The sequence below is a fragment of the Mesorhizobium sp. M4B.F.Ca.ET.089.01.1.1 genome (assembly GCF_004022605.1).
Classification (GTDB): Bacteria; Pseudomonadota; Alphaproteobacteria; order Rhizobiales; family Rhizobiaceae; genus Mesorhizobium; species Mesorhizobium abyssinicae.
Map to the genome: position 1 here is coordinate 1 of NZ_RZOS01000120.1, position 14,037 is coordinate 14,037.

The window sequence follows — 14,037 nt, forward strand, 5'->3', positions numbered from 1 at the left end:
GGCGGCAGCGATCGCCGCCCGCCTCGCCGCCGAGCGCGGCATCGACGCCCCGATCATCACCGCTGTCGCCGCCATCCTCGACGGCACCGTGACCATCGGCCAGGCCGTGACGGCGCTGATGACGCGGCCGCTCAAGACCGAAACCGACATCTGAACCATCGGAGTTTTAGACCATGCTGTTTGCGCTGATTTGCAAGGACAAGCCCGGCAAGCTGCAGTTACGGGTCGACACGCGGCCGGCGCATGCGGCGTTCCTGGAAGGCCTGATCAGCGAAGGAAAACTTGCCTTTGCCGGGCCCTTCCTCGACGCTGACGGCAAGCCCGACGGCAGTCTGGTCATGATCGAGGCAGCGGATATGACGGCGGCGCAAGCCCTGGCGGCCAGCGATCCCTATGCCAAGGCCGGCCTGTTCGAAAGCGTCGAAATCCGCCCGTGGAACTGGGTCTTCCAGAAGCCCGCCGGTGCTTGATCGATCGCTTGGCGCGCGCCTCTCCTCGCGAGAACGGGGAAAGGGTAAGGGTAGTGGGAGCGCGAACGCTTCATTGTAGCCAACCGACAATGGCAAGGGGACAACTGAGATGAACTACTGGCTGTTCAAGTCCGAACCCTCGGTCTTCTCCTTCGAGGCGCTCAAGGCCAAGGGCAAGGCCGGCACGCAATGGGACGGCGTGCGCAACTATGCGGCGCGCAACAACATGAAGGCGATGCAGATCGGCGATCTCGGCTTCTTCTACCATTCCAATGAAGGGCTCAACATCGTCGGCATCGCCGAGGTCTGCGCGCTCGCCCATCCCGACACCACGAGCGACGATCCGCGCTGGGAATGCGTCGACATCCGCGCCTTCAAGGACGTGCCCGCCCCGGTGACGCTGGAGCAGGTCAAGGCCAATCCCAAGCTCGCCGACATGGCGCTGGTGCGGCTCGGCCGGCTTTCCGTGCAGCCGGTGACGCCGGCCGAATGGAAAGAGGTCTGCCGCATGGCCGATCTCTCGCCGGCGCCGTGACCCGGCTGACGCCGAAAAGCGCGAAGAAGTTCTTTCTCGACAACACGGCGCTGATGGCGCCGCCGCATGTGCCGGAAGTGCTCCTGCATCTCGCCGACGAGGCGCATGACCTTTGGCTGCGCACGGAAGAGGAACTGGCGGCGATCGGCCTGCCGCCGCCGTTCTGGGCGTTCGCCTGGGCTGGCGGCCAGGGCCTTGCCCGCTACGTGCTCGACCATCCCGAAACCGTTCGCGGCAAGCGGGTGCTCGACTTCGCCTCCGGCTCCGGCCTGGTCGCCATCGCCGCCGCCAAGGCGGGCGCCGCGGCGGTGACCGCCGCCGACATCGATCCGTTCTGCGAGACGGCGATCGCCCTCAACCTCGAGGCCAACCTGGCCGAGGCGGAATTCCTCGGCCAGGACTGCGTCGGCGCCGACATGGGCTGGGATGTCGTGCTGGCCGGCGACGTCTTCTACGACAGGTCCTTCGCCGACAGGCTGCTGCCCTGGTTCCAGGCACTGACGGCGCGCGGCGCCGACATCCTCGTCGGCGATCCCGGCCGCGCCTATCTGCCCAAGGACGGCCTGCGGTCGCTGGCCGTCTACCAGGTGCCCGTGACGCGCGTGCTGGAGGATGCCGAGGTCAAGCGCACGACCGTCTGGCGCCTTGCTTGACGGCAGCGCCGAACAGGCGTTCCATCGCCGCGATTCAAAGAGGGTGCATGTTGGAACGACATGCATCGGGAGGGGGGACGCATGGATTTCTCAGCGGTGAACTGGCTGGCGGTGGTCGTTGCCGCCGTGGTGGCGTGGCTGTTCGGCGCTGCCTGGTACACGACGCTCAGCAAGCCGTGGCTCAAGGCGGCCAAGCTCGATCCGGCGACGATGAAACGATCGCCGCTGCCTTTCATCATCTCCTTCATCGCCGAGCTGGTCATGGCATTCGTGCTGAGCCTGGTCGTCGGCGCGATGACCGGCGGCGAGCCGAGCCTCATCGCCGGGCTGATCTTCGCCTTCGTGCTCTGGCTGGGCTTCGTCGCCACCACGCTGTCGGTCAACCATCGCTATGAAGGTTTCGGCTGGGACCTGACGCTGATCGATGCCGGCCACTGGCTGGGCGTGCTGCTGCTCATCGGCGCGGTGATCGGGTGGTTCGGCGCGCCGGCCGGCTAGGGCGCCATCATGTCGGCGTCTTCGCCGCTTCCTCGATAAGCCATTCGCGAAAGGCGGCGACGCGCGCGTCGTCCTTCACGGCTTCCGGATAAACCAGGAAATAGGCGAACTCCGGCGCCACCTTGATGCCGAGCTCGAAGGGTCGGACCAGACGCCCTTGCGAAAGGTCGTTGGCGACCATGGCGAAGTCGGCCAGCGCCACCGCATTGCCGTCGAGCGCCGCCTGCGTGGCATCGGTTGAGGATCCGAAGACAAGCGTCCGGCTATCGTCGAAATCGTCGACGCCGGCCGCGTGCATCCACATGCTCCAGTTCGGCCACGTCACGCCCTGGCGCGACCAGTCGATATGCGCGAGCGTGTGGCGAAAGAGGTCGCGCGGCTCGTTGAGCGGTGGTCCGGACGCCAGCAGCGCCGGGCTGCACACCGGGATGATGATGTTGTCGAACAGGCGATGCGCGGCAAGCCCGGGATACTTGCCGGTGCCGAAGCGAATGCCGATATCGACATCGTCGCGCTCGAAATCCCTGACATCGTAGGTGATGTCGAAACGCAGCTCGATGCCCGGCTTCTGCTGGCGGAAATCGTCCACGCGACGCATCAGCCACTTTGTCGCGAACTGGGCGTCGAGCGTCACCTTCAGCAGCGCCGTGCCGCGCGTCATCTTGCGGGCCCGCGACACCGCCCGGTTGAGCAGGTCGAGCGCGTCGATCGACGCCTCGAACAGGACGTTTCCGGCCTCCGTCAGCCGGATGGTGCGGCTGGTGCGGGTGAACAGCGCAAGGTCGAGCTGGTCCTCGATCTCCTTGATCTGGTGGCTGACCGCCGCCGGCGTCAGACCGAGCTCGTCGGCCGCGCGGGTGAAATTGAGGTGCCTGGCCGCCGCTTCGAACGTCCTCAGGGCACGCGTTCCGGGTAGCAGGCGGGCCATCCGATCTCCAAATAAAACTTGATGATCAGACAAGAACTACTCGTTTCCTGTTTATTTTTCAATCCGGCATGATTGCAGCATCGAAACACTATCAAACCGGATTTGACATCCGGAGAAACCGGATAGAGCCATGACCGAGATCGTTCTGAAGTCCCACACCGCCCTTAATTCCCGCTCCGGCATCGCTGTCTGGCTGCGCGCCACCCTCGATTGGCTGCGCCAGGCGCGGGTCGCTGCCCAGCTTCCCCACGAATCCATCGAGGATCTCTCCGACGAGCTGCTGCGTGACATCGGCGCCGAGCGCCGGGACGTGGCAAAGGCTGTGGACCGGCAGATCCGCGAAATCGGCCTGCTCGGCACCGGCTGGCAGAAGTGAGGCAGTGGGCGGTAGGGATTAGGCAGTAGGGGAACAGAGCAGTTCTCTCTACTGCCTACTGCCTACTCCCTCACCTCACCACCCTCACCACCGTCCGATCCGACAGCAGCGGCAGCAGACGCGCCATGGTGCGCGCCGTCACCGCCACGCAGCCTTGGGTCGGCGTGAAGCCGGGCCGCGCCAGATGGAAGAAGATGGCGCTGCCGCGGCCGCGCCGGCGCGGCGCGATGTTCCAGTCCATCACAAGGCAGGCGTCGTAGAGCCGATCGGCGCGCCGCATCCGCTCATGGCTGGCGCCATAGGGGATCTTCACCGGGCGATTGTAGTTGCGGTCGTCCGGCATCTCGCACCAGCCGAGGTCGGGTCCGATCGGGACCATCGCCAGCCGCGTCCGGCGGCCGCCGGAAAATTGATCGTCGCGGAAATAGCCCGACAACAGGCGCATGGCGCCTAGCGGCGTCGCGCCGTCGCCTTCACGCTTGTTCGCCGAAATGCCGCCGCGTCCCAGGGCGCAGGCAAACACCAGGCTGCCGGCCTGCAGCAGGCCCTGGCTGGGATGGCCGGGCCTGGCGCGCACGCTGAGCACGGTGAGGCCTTTTGGCAAAATTGCGCCGTTTGCATTGCATGGGCGTTTTTTCTTGTATGATCGTGTCACGGAACAAATCACTGTGATCGGCTGTTGTGCCGGTCAGCTTCAGCATAAATGGGGGACGGTCAACTGAATATTCTTTTTAAAACAACGGATTGATCCATGACCTCACGCACCATACTGATCGTCGACGACGATGACGACCTGCGCGGCACGCTCGTCGAGCAACTGGCCCTCTACGAAGAGTTCGACGTCCAGCAGGAAGCGACGGCGGCAAAAGGCGTCGCCGCGGCGCGCGGCGGCCTCGTCGACCTCCTGATCATGGATGTCGGCCTGCCCGACATGGATGGGCGCGAGGCGGTGAAGATCCTGCGCAAGGGCGGCTACAAGGCGCCGATCATCATGCTGACCGGACACGACACCGATTCCGACACCATTCTCGGTCTCGAGGCCGGCGCCAACGACTATGTGACCAAGCCGTTCCGCTTCGCCGTGCTGCTTGCCCGCATCCGCGCGCAACTGCGCCAGCATGAGCAGAGCGAGGACGCCACCTTCTCGGTCGGCCCCTATACCTTCAAGCCAAGCCAGAAGCTGCTGATCGACCAGCGCGGCGCCAAGGTGCGGCTGACCGAAAAGGAGGCTTCGATCATCAAGTACCTCTATCGCGCCGAACAGAAGGTGGTGACGCGCGACGTGCTTCTGGAAGAAGTCTGGGGCTACAATTCAGGCGTCACCACGCACACGCTGGAAACCCATGTCTACCGGCTGCGCCAGAAGATCGAGCGCGATCCTTCCAATGCCGAAATTCTTGTGACAGAAAGCGGCGGCTACAAGCTGGTTCCTTAAACTTTTCATGATCCGATGAGCGGTCAGGGCGGGACCGCTTCGGAAGCGATCCTGGTGCTGGAGGGTGGTTGGATCGGCTCCGAAGCGCATCGGCCAAAAATCGGAATCGATTTTTGGCGAGCACGATGCGTAGACTCAAGGATGTTGGAGCGTCCTTGCGCGTTCTGGAGGACGCGGCGCTCCAAGGGAGGGACTGGACTGACCGCTCGGGGACATAGCTAGATGGCGCTGGATGACGACATCCGCATCCTGTCCGCCGTGACGCTCTTCGAGGGCTTCACGCAGGAGCAGTTGCGCCTGCTCGCCTTCGGCGCCGAAACCACCCTGCTGCAGGCGGACCACAAGCTCTACCGCGAGGATGACGTGGCTGACTCCGCCTATATCGTGGTCAGCGGCCGCATCGTCCTCTATCGCGAGCAGAGCGGCGAGCGCATCCCGATCGGCACGGCTGGTCCGGGCACCATGCTGAGCGAGCTGGCGCTGATTGCCGATACCAACCGGCTGACCAGCGCATCGGCCGCGGTCGATTCGGAGGTGATCCGGCTCAGTCGCAAGATGTTCCGCCGCATCCTGGAAGAATATCCGGAGATTGCGGTGCTGTTGCACGAGCGCATCCTCGAGGAATTCCAGCAGATGATCAGCCGCATCGAAAAGCTCGGCCCGCGGTTCACCGAGTAAGCCAACAGCGCCGGCGTTGATCGCCTGGACCCGAGAGGCGAGGTTCCGTTGACAGGCAAAAGGCGAAATCCTACAGGACCTGTAGGGCGGGCCGCGTCGGCACCGCCACCACCAAGCTCCTGGGGGGAGCGAGGCATGCTGCCAGCGCGGTACGAGACGATTATCTTGTATTCACGCAAGGATGCGTTCGGCGACGGCTTGCTTAGAATCCCGGCCTTGCGGGCCGCGAGAACGGCATTTCCCGACAGTTTGCTCGTATACGGAAGCACCGAGACATCCACTCTCGCGGACGCCCTCAACGGCCATGTCCGCCACCTGGTCGACGCGATTAGTGTAGAGACGCCGCTGGCGCATCTGGTCGCCGGCCACCGCAGGGCCAAGCAGCGAGTGGCAGTTGTCGATTTCCGTATCGTGGCGCCTTGGCTGGTTCAAACCTGGGCGTCGCTGATCGGCCGCCGCATCGTCTATGAAGCAAACTTTCCGGCCTTCGCCCTTTCCTTGCCCCCCGGCCATAGACCCGAGGCACGACCCGAGCACAATGCATGGCGCTACCACCGCCTTGTCGAACGTCTTGCCGGGAAGCGGCTGCCTTTCGATCATCGCCTGGAGCCGACGCCGGCCGCGCGTGCGGCGGCCAGGAGCCTGGCGGGCGGCAGCCAGGCGCCGTTGATCATTGTCGCGGCCCATGGCGATGGCAACAAGCGAATGACGGCGGATCAGGTCGTCGCGATATCCGACGCCATGATCAGCGATGGCGCCAACCTTATCTATGTGAAAACGCCAGGTGTCGGCCCCGATAGTGCCGAACTGGTTCGACGAGTGCCGAAATTGCAGCTTGTCGATTCCGGCACCGCGCCGGATATCGCCGTCAGCGACATCCTGCTCGCGCTCGGGGAGCTTGCCGATCTTTACATTGGCGCCGAGGGCGGTACTGCGCATCTGATGGCCACGGTGATGACGCCGATGGTCATGGTCAACAGCGGTGCCAACATGGCGCGCTGGAGGCCGCTTTCGAACAGTGTGGACATGGTCGAGGCACGCCAGGCAAGTCCAACCGGCCTGGTCGCCAATGTCCCGCCGCCGAAGATCATCGAGGCTGCCCGCCGGATGTTGGCGACGCGCCGTCGCGATCATCCCAGTCTGCTGGCTCATGTCGACACGACGGAATATCTGTCCGCCCAACGGCTCGACGCGCCTCGCGTTTACCCGTCCGCCGGCGGCCTTTAGTCCAGGTCGAACCTGGCAATCACCGGCACATGGTCCGACGGCCGCTCCCAGCCGCGCGCCGGGCGCAGGATCTCATAACCGGTGAAGTGGTCCACCAGGTTCGGCGACGACCACACATGGTCGAGCCGCCGGCCGCGGTCCGACGCTTCCCAGTCCTGCGCGCGGTAGCTCCACCAGGTGTAAAGTTTCTGCTCGGCAGGCACGTTGAGCCGCATCAGGTCGACCCAGTCGCCGGCGCGCCGCATCGCTTCGAAGCTCTCGGTCTCCACCGGCGTGTGGCTGACCACCTTGAGCAGCTGCTTGTGCGACCAGACATCGTGCTCCAGCGGCGCGATGTTGAGATCACCGACCAGGACCGAGCCGGACAGCGCGTCATGCTCGGCCCGCACGCCGTTCATCTCGGCGACGAAGTCGAGCTTGTGCCTGAACTTGCGGTTGATCTCCGGGTCGGGCTCGTCGCCGCCGGCCGGCACATAGAAATTGTGCAGCAGGATCGACTTGCCGCCGGCGCTTACCCTGACCGACAGGTGCCGGCTGTCATCGATCTCGCAGAAGCGGCGCTTCTCGACCAGCTCGATCGGCCGCCGCGCCACCGTGGCCACCCCGTGATAGCCCTTCTGGCCGTGGAAGGCGATGTGCTCGTAGCCGAGCTTGCGGAAGGCCTTTTCGGGAAACAGCTCGTCCGGGACCTTCGTCTCCTGCAGGCAGAGCACGTCCGGCGCGTGCTCCACGAGCAGGCGCTCGACGATCGGCATGCGCAGGCGCACCGAGTTGATGTTCCAGGTGGCGATGGAAAAGGGCATGCGGCGGGTCCGGCAAGAGGTCGCCGAACTACTGCCAGCCGCCAGCCATAAAAACAAGCCGGCGACAACCGCCGAGGCTGGCGCCGCCGCTCGCAAGAGCACTAAGACGAAGGAAGTTATCTTGTCTTGGTATTCAACTCGCGGTTCGCCGTATAGTCGATGGCGAACGTATCGGGCGCGAAGCTGACGCCTTCCTTGACGTTGAAGATCATCACCGTCGTGTCCTTGCCCTGCGCGTCGGTGATGGTCCACTGCCGCAGTTCATAGGATTTCGGATCGAACATCATGGTGATCCTGGCGTTGCCGAACACCGATTTGTCGGAGAGCTGGATCGTGGTCAGGTCGTCCTCTTCCTTGACGCTCTTCACCCGTCCGCCCGAGAGATCGATCCGGTCGTCGAGCAGAAGCTTCAGCGGCGTCTTCGACAGCGGGTAGAGGTCGGAGGTGTTGAGCTTCTTGTTGAGGATGACCACCGACTTGCCGTCGGAGATGACCCGGAAATTCGACGATCCGTCATAGTTGAAACGGATCTTGCCCGGCCGTTCGAGGAAGAATTTGCCGCCGGTCTGTTCGCCCTTCGGCCCGAACTGCACGAACTCGCCGCTCATCGATTTGACCGACGAGAAGTGGTCGGCGATCTTCTGCGCCGCCGGCGGAATCGCCGCCTGCGCCGACGCCAGAAGCTGGAACCCAGGTATGACATTGACGCTTGCCGCGCCGGCGAGCACGAGGCCGAGGCCAAGCACTTGGCGGCGATTCGGGGCGAAAGGTGCGTTTTTCATGCCGGTCACTCTCTGATTCGATGGTGTCGCAGTCTCTGGGCCCCCAGTTAGGCTTAAGTTTGGCGCTTCCAGTGACGCTCCGTCGCTTCAACGCGCCGAAAGGTTCAAGGTTGCCGGTGCCGGGTCGATGGGCGCCGGAACCCTAGAACTTGTCGTCCTCGGTCGGCACCAGTATCTCGCGTTTTCCCGCGTGATTGGCCGGACCGACAATGCCTTCCTTCTCCATCTTCTCGATGATCGAGGCGGCGCGGTTGTAGCCGATGCCGAGCCGCCGCTGGATGTAGCTGGTCGAGGCCTTGCCGTCGCGCAGCACCACTGCCACCGCCTGGTCGTAGGGGTCGTCGGAATCGTCGAAATTGCCGCCGCCACCGCCGCCTGAACCGCCCTTGCCGGACGCCTCCTCCTCGTCCTCGTCGTCATCCTCGGTGATGGCGTCGAGATATTCCGGCACGCCCTGCAGCTTAAGATGCGCAACGACCCGCTCGACCTCGTCGTCGGAGACAAACGGTCCGTGCACGCGCTGGATGCGGCCGCCGCCGGCCATGTAGAGCATGTCGCCCATGCCGAGCAGCTGTTCGGCGCCCTGTTCGCCAAGGATGGTGCGGCTGTCGATCTTCGACGTCACCTGGAAGGAGATGCGGGTCGGGAAATTGGCCTTGATCGTGCCGGTGATGACGTCGACCGAGGGGCGCTGCGTGGCCATGATGACGTGGATGCCGGCGGCGCGCGCCATCTGCGCCAGGCGCTGCACCGCGCCTTCGATGTCCTTGCCGGCGACCATCATCAGGTCGGCCATCTCGTCGATGATGACGACGATGTAGGGCATCGGCTCGAGATCGAGATCCTCGGTCTCGTAGATCGCCTCGCCGGTCTGGCGGTCGAAGCCGGTCTGCACCGTGCGCGAGATCTTCTCGCCCTTCTTCTCGGCTTGCTGGACGCGCGCGTTGAAGCCGTCGATGTTGCGCACGCCGACCTTCGACATCTTGCGGTAGCGGTCCTCCATCTCGCGCACGGTCCATTTCAGCGCCACCACCGCCTTCTTCGGATCGGTGACGACCGGCGTCAAAAGGTGCGGGATGCCGTCATAGACGGAGAGTTCGAGCATCTTCGGATCGATCATGATCAGCCGGCACTCCTGCGGCGTCAGCCGGTAGAGCAGCGACAGGATCATGGTGTTGATGGCGACCGACTTGCCCGAGCCGGTGGTGCCGGCGACCAGCACGTGCGGCATCTTGGCGATGTCGACGATGACCGCCTCGCCATTGATGGTCTTGCCAAGCGCCAGCGCCAGCTTCGCCTTGGTGGTCTCGAAATCGCGGCTCGCCATGATCTCGCGCAGATAGACCGTCTCGCGCTTGGCGTTGGGCAGCTCGATGCCGATGGCGTTGCGCCCGGGAACCACCGCGACGCGGCAGGCGATCGCGCTCATCGAGCGCGCGATGTCGTCGGACAGGCCGATGACGCGCGAGGATTTGATGCCGGGCGCAGGCTCGAGTTCATACAGCGTGACGACTGGACCCGGCCGCACATGGATGATCTCGCCCTTGACGCCGAAATCCTCGAGCACGCCCTCGAGCAGCCGCGCATTCTGCTCCAGCGCGTCCTTGGAGAGGCTGGCGTCGCGCACGACGTTCTTCGGCTCCGACAGGAAATGCAGCGACGGCATCTCGAACATGTCCGAGCCGATCAGCGAGGTCTGCGCCTCGCGCTGGACACGCGCGCCCGGCACCGGGCGCGCCGCCGGCGCCTCGACGCGGGTGGCGGCATCGGAGCGGAAATTCTGCACCTTCGGCGCGGCGCGGCGCGGGGCCCGCGCCTCGTCGGCGAAATCCATGTCCTCGTCCTCGTCATTGTCGAAGACGTCGTCATCGTCGGGATCGACCGAGACGCTGCGGTCGTTGACCATGGCGGCGAAGAATTCAGGCTCGACGCGGGCGCGGCCGCCCGGACTCATCCGCGACTCGGCGAATTCGGCCGATTCGACACGCTCGGCGGCACGACGCCAGGCGCTGGCGCGCGGCTCCATCTCCGGCTCGTACTCGTCGCGCTCCTGCTGGCGGCGCGCGGCGCGGCGATGCATCCAGGCCCTGAACGACAACCACCAATGGGTGATCGCGCCGAGCGCCAGTATGCCTTCGTCGCCCTCGTCCTCATCCTCGTCGAAGAGCAAGTTGTCCTGCTCGCGCGGGTCGGGCTCGGCGGCGCGCTCCATGACGGCAAAGCCGTTCTTGCGGGCGAGCAGCGCCGAGCCATAGGCGAACAGCCAGAGCGCCGGCGCAGCAAGGATAACCGCGATAATGCTGGCAAAGAGACCTTTGGGATATCCGCCGACAGCGATCCCGGGAATCTTCAGCACCATGTCGCCGAACACGCCACCGAGGCCGGTCGGCAGTGGCCAGGTCTTGGGCGGCGTCACGCAGCCGGCGATCGCGGCCGCCAGCAGCGCGAAGCCGAACCAGGCGAGCCCGCGTTTCGGCAGCCGGTCGACGCCGCGCGCCGAAAACAGCAGGAAACCCCAGATCACTGCCGGCACCAGGGCCGCGACGGCGGCAAGCCCGAAGAACTGCATGGCGAGGTCTGAGAACACCGCACCGGCATAGCCCATCGCGTTGGTGACGATGTTGTCGGTGGCATGCGAGAAGCTCGGATCGGCGACGTTCCAGGTGGCGAGACTGGCGACGCCGAAGGCGACGAGCACGAACAGGCCGGCGCCGACCAGCCGGCCGAGCTGGCGCCGCGCGAATGCCTGGATGCCGTGCCCCGTATCGGTCAGCGCGAGCGGTGCTGAAGCCCCTGAACGCATGCCTCTTCCCCGTCTGTAGGTGCCTGGCCGGACGCATGACGCAGGCCGGCAGATTCGGATGACAGACTATCGGTGGGAAGGTTAAGGGCGCATTAACTATAAGAAGTTGAGACGACTCCGGCGCTTTACCGGCGGTTGAATTGCGACTCCCGGTCTCGCGGCCCTTCGGCAGTCTGGCCCGCGGATTCAAAAAAGCCTCGCGAGCGGAGCCAGCGAGGCCTTTCGTTGAGGAGAGCGAAAGTGGGATTTCACCTTCCATGATCCCCGGGGGTTTGGATCGGGCAAAGACTAGCCGATGAACGGAGCCGAACTCAATCACTCTGAATCACATTCGCTTGATGCTCCCGCAAGACTCGACGGGTCGTTCGCTATGGATGCAGCGCGCGGGGATTGAAGCCGGCTTTATCGGTCGGGCGACAATGGCGGGCCGTTCGGCCCGCCATTGCTCATTGGGATGGCGAGTCGACGGGCCCGTCCGGGCCTATCTCTTTCGCAATCACTTGTGACCGGCATACATCATCAGGTTGGCGCAGAATTCGGCGTGAGGCTTGCTCATCGCCGCGTCCTGGCACTCCTTCATCATCATGTCCTGCTTGTCCTTGGCCATCGCAGCCCAGGCCGCCTTGAAATCGGCCTCCGGCTTCATGGTCTTCATGCCGGCATCGGTGAAGAACGGCGCCATGTTGTCCGGTTCGTCGAGAGCACCGGCCAATGCGGCGCCGCTGACCATGGAGAGAGCGAGTGCCCCGAGGAAGATGGTCTTGATGTTCATCGGTTGGTTCCTTCCCTGATGTTTAACGAGCGCCAGAACGGCGGTCGCTACCCCCAGTACGGAGCCGGAAGGCCCTATGTTTCTTCCCGCTGGCACATCACGCGACCGTGATCGCGTCAAAAACGATTCCTCTCTTGCCTCTCCGAGGCGCACGATTCTCCAAAAAAGGAGGCCCGGAAGATGTTTCCGGGCCTCAATGCGTGAGCACCTTTCGGAGCGTCACGACGGGATTCTTCTGAAGCGCCGGCGGGAGGATGCCGGCGCCGGATGTCGATAGCCTTACGGCACCACTTCGCCGTGCTGGCTGATGTCGAGGCCTTCGATCTCTTCCTGGGTGCTCGGACGCAGGCCGACCAGCGCCTTGACGATGTAGAGGATCACGAAGGTCGCGATCGCCGTCCACAGGATGGTGAAGACGATACCGTAGATCTGGGTGCCGACCGAGGCGCCCTTGCCGAGCGCGTTGATCTCCGGATCGGCCAGCGCGCCGGTGAGCAGCGCGCCGACGATGCCGCCGACGCCGTGCACGCCGAAGGCATCGAGCGAGTCGTCATAGCCGAGCATGTGCTTCACCTTGACCGCCGAGATGTAGCAGACGACGCCGGCGACGATGCCGATGATGAAGGCGCCGGTCGGATTGACGAAACCGGAAGCCGGCGTCACCGCGACGAGGCCGGCGACGGCGCCCGAGATGATGCCGAGCACGCTGGGCTTCTTGGCGATGATCCATTCGGCGAACATCCAGGCGAGCGCCGCAGCCGCGGTGGCGACCTGGGTGTTCAGCATCGCCGCGCCGGCGAGGCCGTCGGCAGCCAGTTCCGAACCGGCGTTGAAGCCGAACCAGCCGACCCACAGCAGCGAAGCGCCGATGACCGAGTAGACGAGGTTGTGCGGCGCCATGTTGGCGGTGCCGTAGCCCTCGCGCTTGCCGAGCACCAACGCGCAGACGAGACCCGCGACACCGGCGTTGATGTGGACGACCGTGCCGCCAGCGAAGTCGAGAACGCCTGCCGTGCCAAGGAAGCCGCCGCCCCACACCCAGTGCGCGATCGGCGCATAGACGAACACCAGCCACAGGCCCATGAAAATGAGCAGCGCCGAGAATTTCATGCGTTCGGCGAAGGCGCCGGCGATCAGCGCCGGGGTGATGATGGCGAAGGTCAGCTGGAACATCGAGAAGACGAATTCAGGGATGTTCGCCACGCCGGGCAGCCACAGTGTCGAGGTGGTGATGCCGTGGTGGAAGAACTTGGAGAAGCCGCCGACATAGGCGTTCGTGCTGCCGCCGTCGGAGAAGGCCAGCGAGTAGCCGAACATGAACCACAGCACCGTCACCAGGCAGGTGATGGCGAAGCTCTGCATGATGGTGGCGAGCACGTTCTTCTTGCGCACCATGCCGCCGTAGAACAGCGCCAGGCCCGGAATGGTCATCATCAGCACCAGCGCCGTCGAGGTCAGCATCCAGGCGGTGTTGCCGGTATCGAGCACCGGCGTCGGCGCAGCTGCCGGCGCTGCGGCGGCGGCTGCCGGAGCCGCTTCCTGCGCGAAGGCGGCAACCGTGCCCAGGGCTGTCAGGGCGAGCGCGCCGAGCGCGGCCGCGCGCCCCGTCGTCTTCAAGGTGGAAGGAATATTCATTGAACTCTCCGTTGGAATGGGTGATCGCCGCTCAGAGCGCGTCGGTGTCTGTTTCGCCGGTGCGGATGCGCACCGCCTGGTCGATGCCGAAGACGAAGATCTTGCCATCGCCGATCTGACCGGTCTTGGCTGCCGACGTGATGGCTTCGACGGCCTTGTCGACCGTGTCGGCACCGACCGCGACCTCGATCTTGATCTTGGGCAGGAAGCTGACCGCGTATTCCGCGCCGCGATAGATTTCCGTATGTCCCTTCTGACGCCCGTAGCCTTTGACTTCGGTGACGGTCAGGCCCTGGATGCCGACTGCGGTGAGCGCTTCGCGCACCTCATCGAGCTTGAACGGCTTGATGATTGCCATCACGATTTTCATAAGGTTTCACCCTTTGCTGTTGCGGTCCCCCGCGTTTGCACACCTTCACCGATCCCAATGAGAGCCGGTAAG

16 protein-coding genes and 1 pseudogene are annotated in these 14,037 nt (G+C 64.5%); 9 read left to right on the forward strand and 8 right to left on the reverse strand.

The features are described 5' to 3' along the window. The 5 genes and pseudogenes from EN780_RS40635 to EN780_RS14000 all read left to right on the forward strand — a co-directional run. Positions 1–154: pseudogene (locus tag EN780_RS40635) on the forward strand (glycerol-3-phosphate dehydrogenase); the annotation flags it as partial. A 19-nt stretch (positions 155–173) separates the two neighbouring features. After that, on the forward strand, positions 174–470 hold the full coding sequence (locus tag EN780_RS13985) for a YciI-like protein (protein ID WP_128274327.1): 297 nt from the start codon (positions 174–176) through the stop codon (positions 468–470). A 109-nt stretch (positions 471–579) separates the two neighbouring features. After that, entirely contained in the window at positions 580–1,005 is a 426-nt protein-coding gene (locus tag EN780_RS13990) for an EVE domain-containing protein (protein WP_128274329.1), read from the forward strand. Then, entirely contained in the window at positions 1,002–1,658 is a 657-nt protein-coding gene (locus EN780_RS13995; RefSeq protein WP_128274335.1) for a methyltransferase, read from the forward strand. Before EN780_RS13990 ends, EN780_RS13995 begins: the two co-directional genes overlap by 4 nt. An 81-nt stretch (positions 1,659–1,739) precedes the next feature. After that, a complete protein-coding gene (locus EN780_RS14000) occupies positions 1,740–2,156 on the forward strand; it encodes a DUF1761 domain-containing protein (RefSeq protein WP_127283501.1) in 417 nt (138 codons plus the stop codon). Positions 2,157–2,163: 7 nt separating this feature from the next. On the opposite strand, the gene gcvA is transcribed toward EN780_RS14000, so the two are convergent. Further along, the gene (gene gcvA, locus EN780_RS14005) at positions 2,164–3,084 is read right to left on the reverse strand and encodes a transcriptional regulator GcvA (protein WP_127283500.1); all 921 of its coding nucleotides are present in this window, start codon (positions 3,082–3,084) and stop codon (positions 2,164–2,166) included. A 130-nt stretch (positions 3,085–3,214) separates the two neighbouring features. On the opposite strand from gcvA, the gene EN780_RS14010 reads away from it, so the two are divergent. Continuing rightward, positions 3,215–3,460, forward strand: coding sequence for a hypothetical protein (locus tag EN780_RS14010; protein ID WP_127283499.1), 246 nt, complete (start codon positions 3,215–3,217; stop codon positions 3,458–3,460). Positions 3,461–3,530: 70 nt separating this feature from the next. On the opposite strand, the gene EN780_RS14015 is transcribed toward EN780_RS14010, so the two are convergent. Continuing rightward, on the reverse strand, positions 3,531–4,067 hold the full coding sequence (locus EN780_RS14015; RefSeq protein ID WP_189556545.1) for a L,D-transpeptidase: 537 nt from the start codon (positions 4,065–4,067) through the stop codon (positions 3,531–3,533). A gap of 144 nt (positions 4,068–4,211) precedes the next feature. Between EN780_RS14015 and EN780_RS14020 the strand changes: the two genes are divergently transcribed. From EN780_RS14020 to EN780_RS14030, 3 genes are all read left to right on the forward strand, one after another. Next, positions 4,212–4,895: a response regulator transcription factor gene (locus EN780_RS14020; protein WP_126057506.1), complete on the forward strand. Its 684-nt coding sequence runs from the start codon at positions 4,212–4,214 to the stop codon at positions 4,893–4,895. 222 nt (positions 4,896–5,117) lie between these two features. Continuing rightward, complete coding sequence (locus tag EN780_RS14025; RefSeq protein ID WP_127283497.1) at positions 5,118–5,573, forward strand: Crp/Fnr family transcriptional regulator; 456 nt, start codon at positions 5,118–5,120, stop codon at positions 5,571–5,573. Between the two features lie 135 nt (positions 5,574–5,708). Next, on the forward strand, positions 5,709–6,800 hold the full coding sequence (locus tag EN780_RS14030) for a hypothetical protein (RefSeq protein WP_128274333.1): 1,092 nt from the start codon (positions 5,709–5,711) through the stop codon (positions 6,798–6,800). Here the strand turns inward: EN780_RS14030 and EN780_RS14035 are convergent. From EN780_RS14035 to EN780_RS14060, 6 genes are all read right to left on the reverse strand, one after another. Then, positions 6,797–7,603: an exodeoxyribonuclease III gene (locus tag EN780_RS14035; RefSeq protein ID WP_127309645.1), complete on the reverse strand. Its 807-nt coding sequence runs from the start codon at positions 7,601–7,603 to the stop codon at positions 6,797–6,799. The genes EN780_RS14030 and EN780_RS14035 overlap by 4 nt on opposite strands. A gap of 116 nt (positions 7,604–7,719) precedes the next feature. After that, entirely contained in the window at positions 7,720–8,385 is a 666-nt protein-coding gene (locus EN780_RS14040; RefSeq protein WP_127283494.1) for an outer membrane lipoprotein carrier protein LolA, read from the reverse strand. A 142-nt stretch (positions 8,386–8,527) separates the two neighbouring features. Next, positions 8,528–11,188: a DNA translocase FtsK gene (locus EN780_RS14045; RefSeq protein WP_127391876.1), complete on the reverse strand. Its 2,661-nt coding sequence runs from the start codon at positions 11,186–11,188 to the stop codon at positions 8,528–8,530. Positions 11,189–11,684: 496 nt separating this feature from the next. Further along, the gene (locus tag EN780_RS14050) at positions 11,685–11,960 is read right to left on the reverse strand and encodes a hypothetical protein (protein WP_127283492.1); all 276 of its coding nucleotides are present in this window, start codon (positions 11,958–11,960) and stop codon (positions 11,685–11,687) included. 279 nt (positions 11,961–12,239) lie between these two features. Beyond that, complete coding sequence (locus tag EN780_RS14055; RefSeq protein ID WP_127283491.1) at positions 12,240–13,595, reverse strand: ammonium transporter; 1,356 nt, start codon at positions 13,593–13,595, stop codon at positions 12,240–12,242. 31 nt (positions 13,596–13,626) lie between these two features. Continuing rightward, a complete protein-coding gene (locus EN780_RS14060; protein WP_127283490.1) occupies positions 13,627–13,965 on the reverse strand; it encodes a P-II family nitrogen regulator in 339 nt (112 codons plus the stop codon). Positions 13,966–14,037: the final 72 nt, after the last annotated feature.

Coding starts and splice junctions, on each gene's coding strand:
- EN780_RS13985 (WP_128274327.1), top strand. CDS start 174: ATGCTGTTTGCGCTGATTTGCAAGGACAAGCCCGGCAAGCTGCAGTTA.
- EN780_RS13990 (WP_128274329.1), top strand. CDS start 580: ATGAACTACTGGCTGTTCAAGTCCGAACCCTCGGTCTTCTCCTTCGAG.
- EN780_RS14000 (WP_127283501.1), top strand. CDS start 1,740: ATGGATTTCTCAGCGGTGAACTGGCTGGCGGTGGTCGTTGCCGCCGTG.
- gcvA (WP_127283500.1), bottom strand. CDS start 3,084: ATGGCCCGCCTGCTACCCGGAACGCGTGCCCTGAGGACGTTCGAAGCG.
- EN780_RS14010 (WP_127283499.1), top strand. CDS start 3,215: ATGACCGAGATCGTTCTGAAGTCCCACACCGCCCTTAATTCCCGCTCC.
- EN780_RS14020 (WP_126057506.1), top strand. CDS start 4,212: ATGACCTCACGCACCATACTGATCGTCGACGACGATGACGACCTGCGC.
- EN780_RS14025 (WP_127283497.1), top strand. CDS start 5,118: ATGGCGCTGGATGACGACATCCGCATCCTGTCCGCCGTGACGCTCTTC.
- EN780_RS14030 (WP_128274333.1), top strand. CDS start 5,709: ATGCTGCCAGCGCGGTACGAGACGATTATCTTGTATTCACGCAAGGAT.
- EN780_RS14035 (WP_127309645.1), bottom strand. CDS start 7,603: ATGCCCTTTTCCATCGCCACCTGGAACATCAACTCGGTGCGCCTGCGC.
- EN780_RS14040 (WP_127283494.1), bottom strand. CDS start 8,385: ATGAAAAACGCACCTTTCGCCCCGAATCGCCGCCAAGTGCTTGGCCTC.
- EN780_RS14045 (WP_127391876.1), bottom strand. CDS start 11,188: ATGCGTTCAGGGGCTTCAGCACCGCTCGCGCTGACCGATACGGGGCAC.
- EN780_RS14050 (WP_127283492.1), bottom strand. CDS start 11,960: ATGAACATCAAGACCATCTTCCTCGGGGCACTCGCTCTCTCCATGGTC.
- EN780_RS14055 (WP_127283491.1), bottom strand. CDS start 13,595: ATGAATATTCCTTCCACCTTGAAGACGACGGGGCGCGCGGCCGCGCTC.
- EN780_RS14060 (WP_127283490.1), bottom strand. CDS start 13,965: ATGAAAATCGTGATGGCAATCATCAAGCCGTTCAAGCTCGATGAGGTG.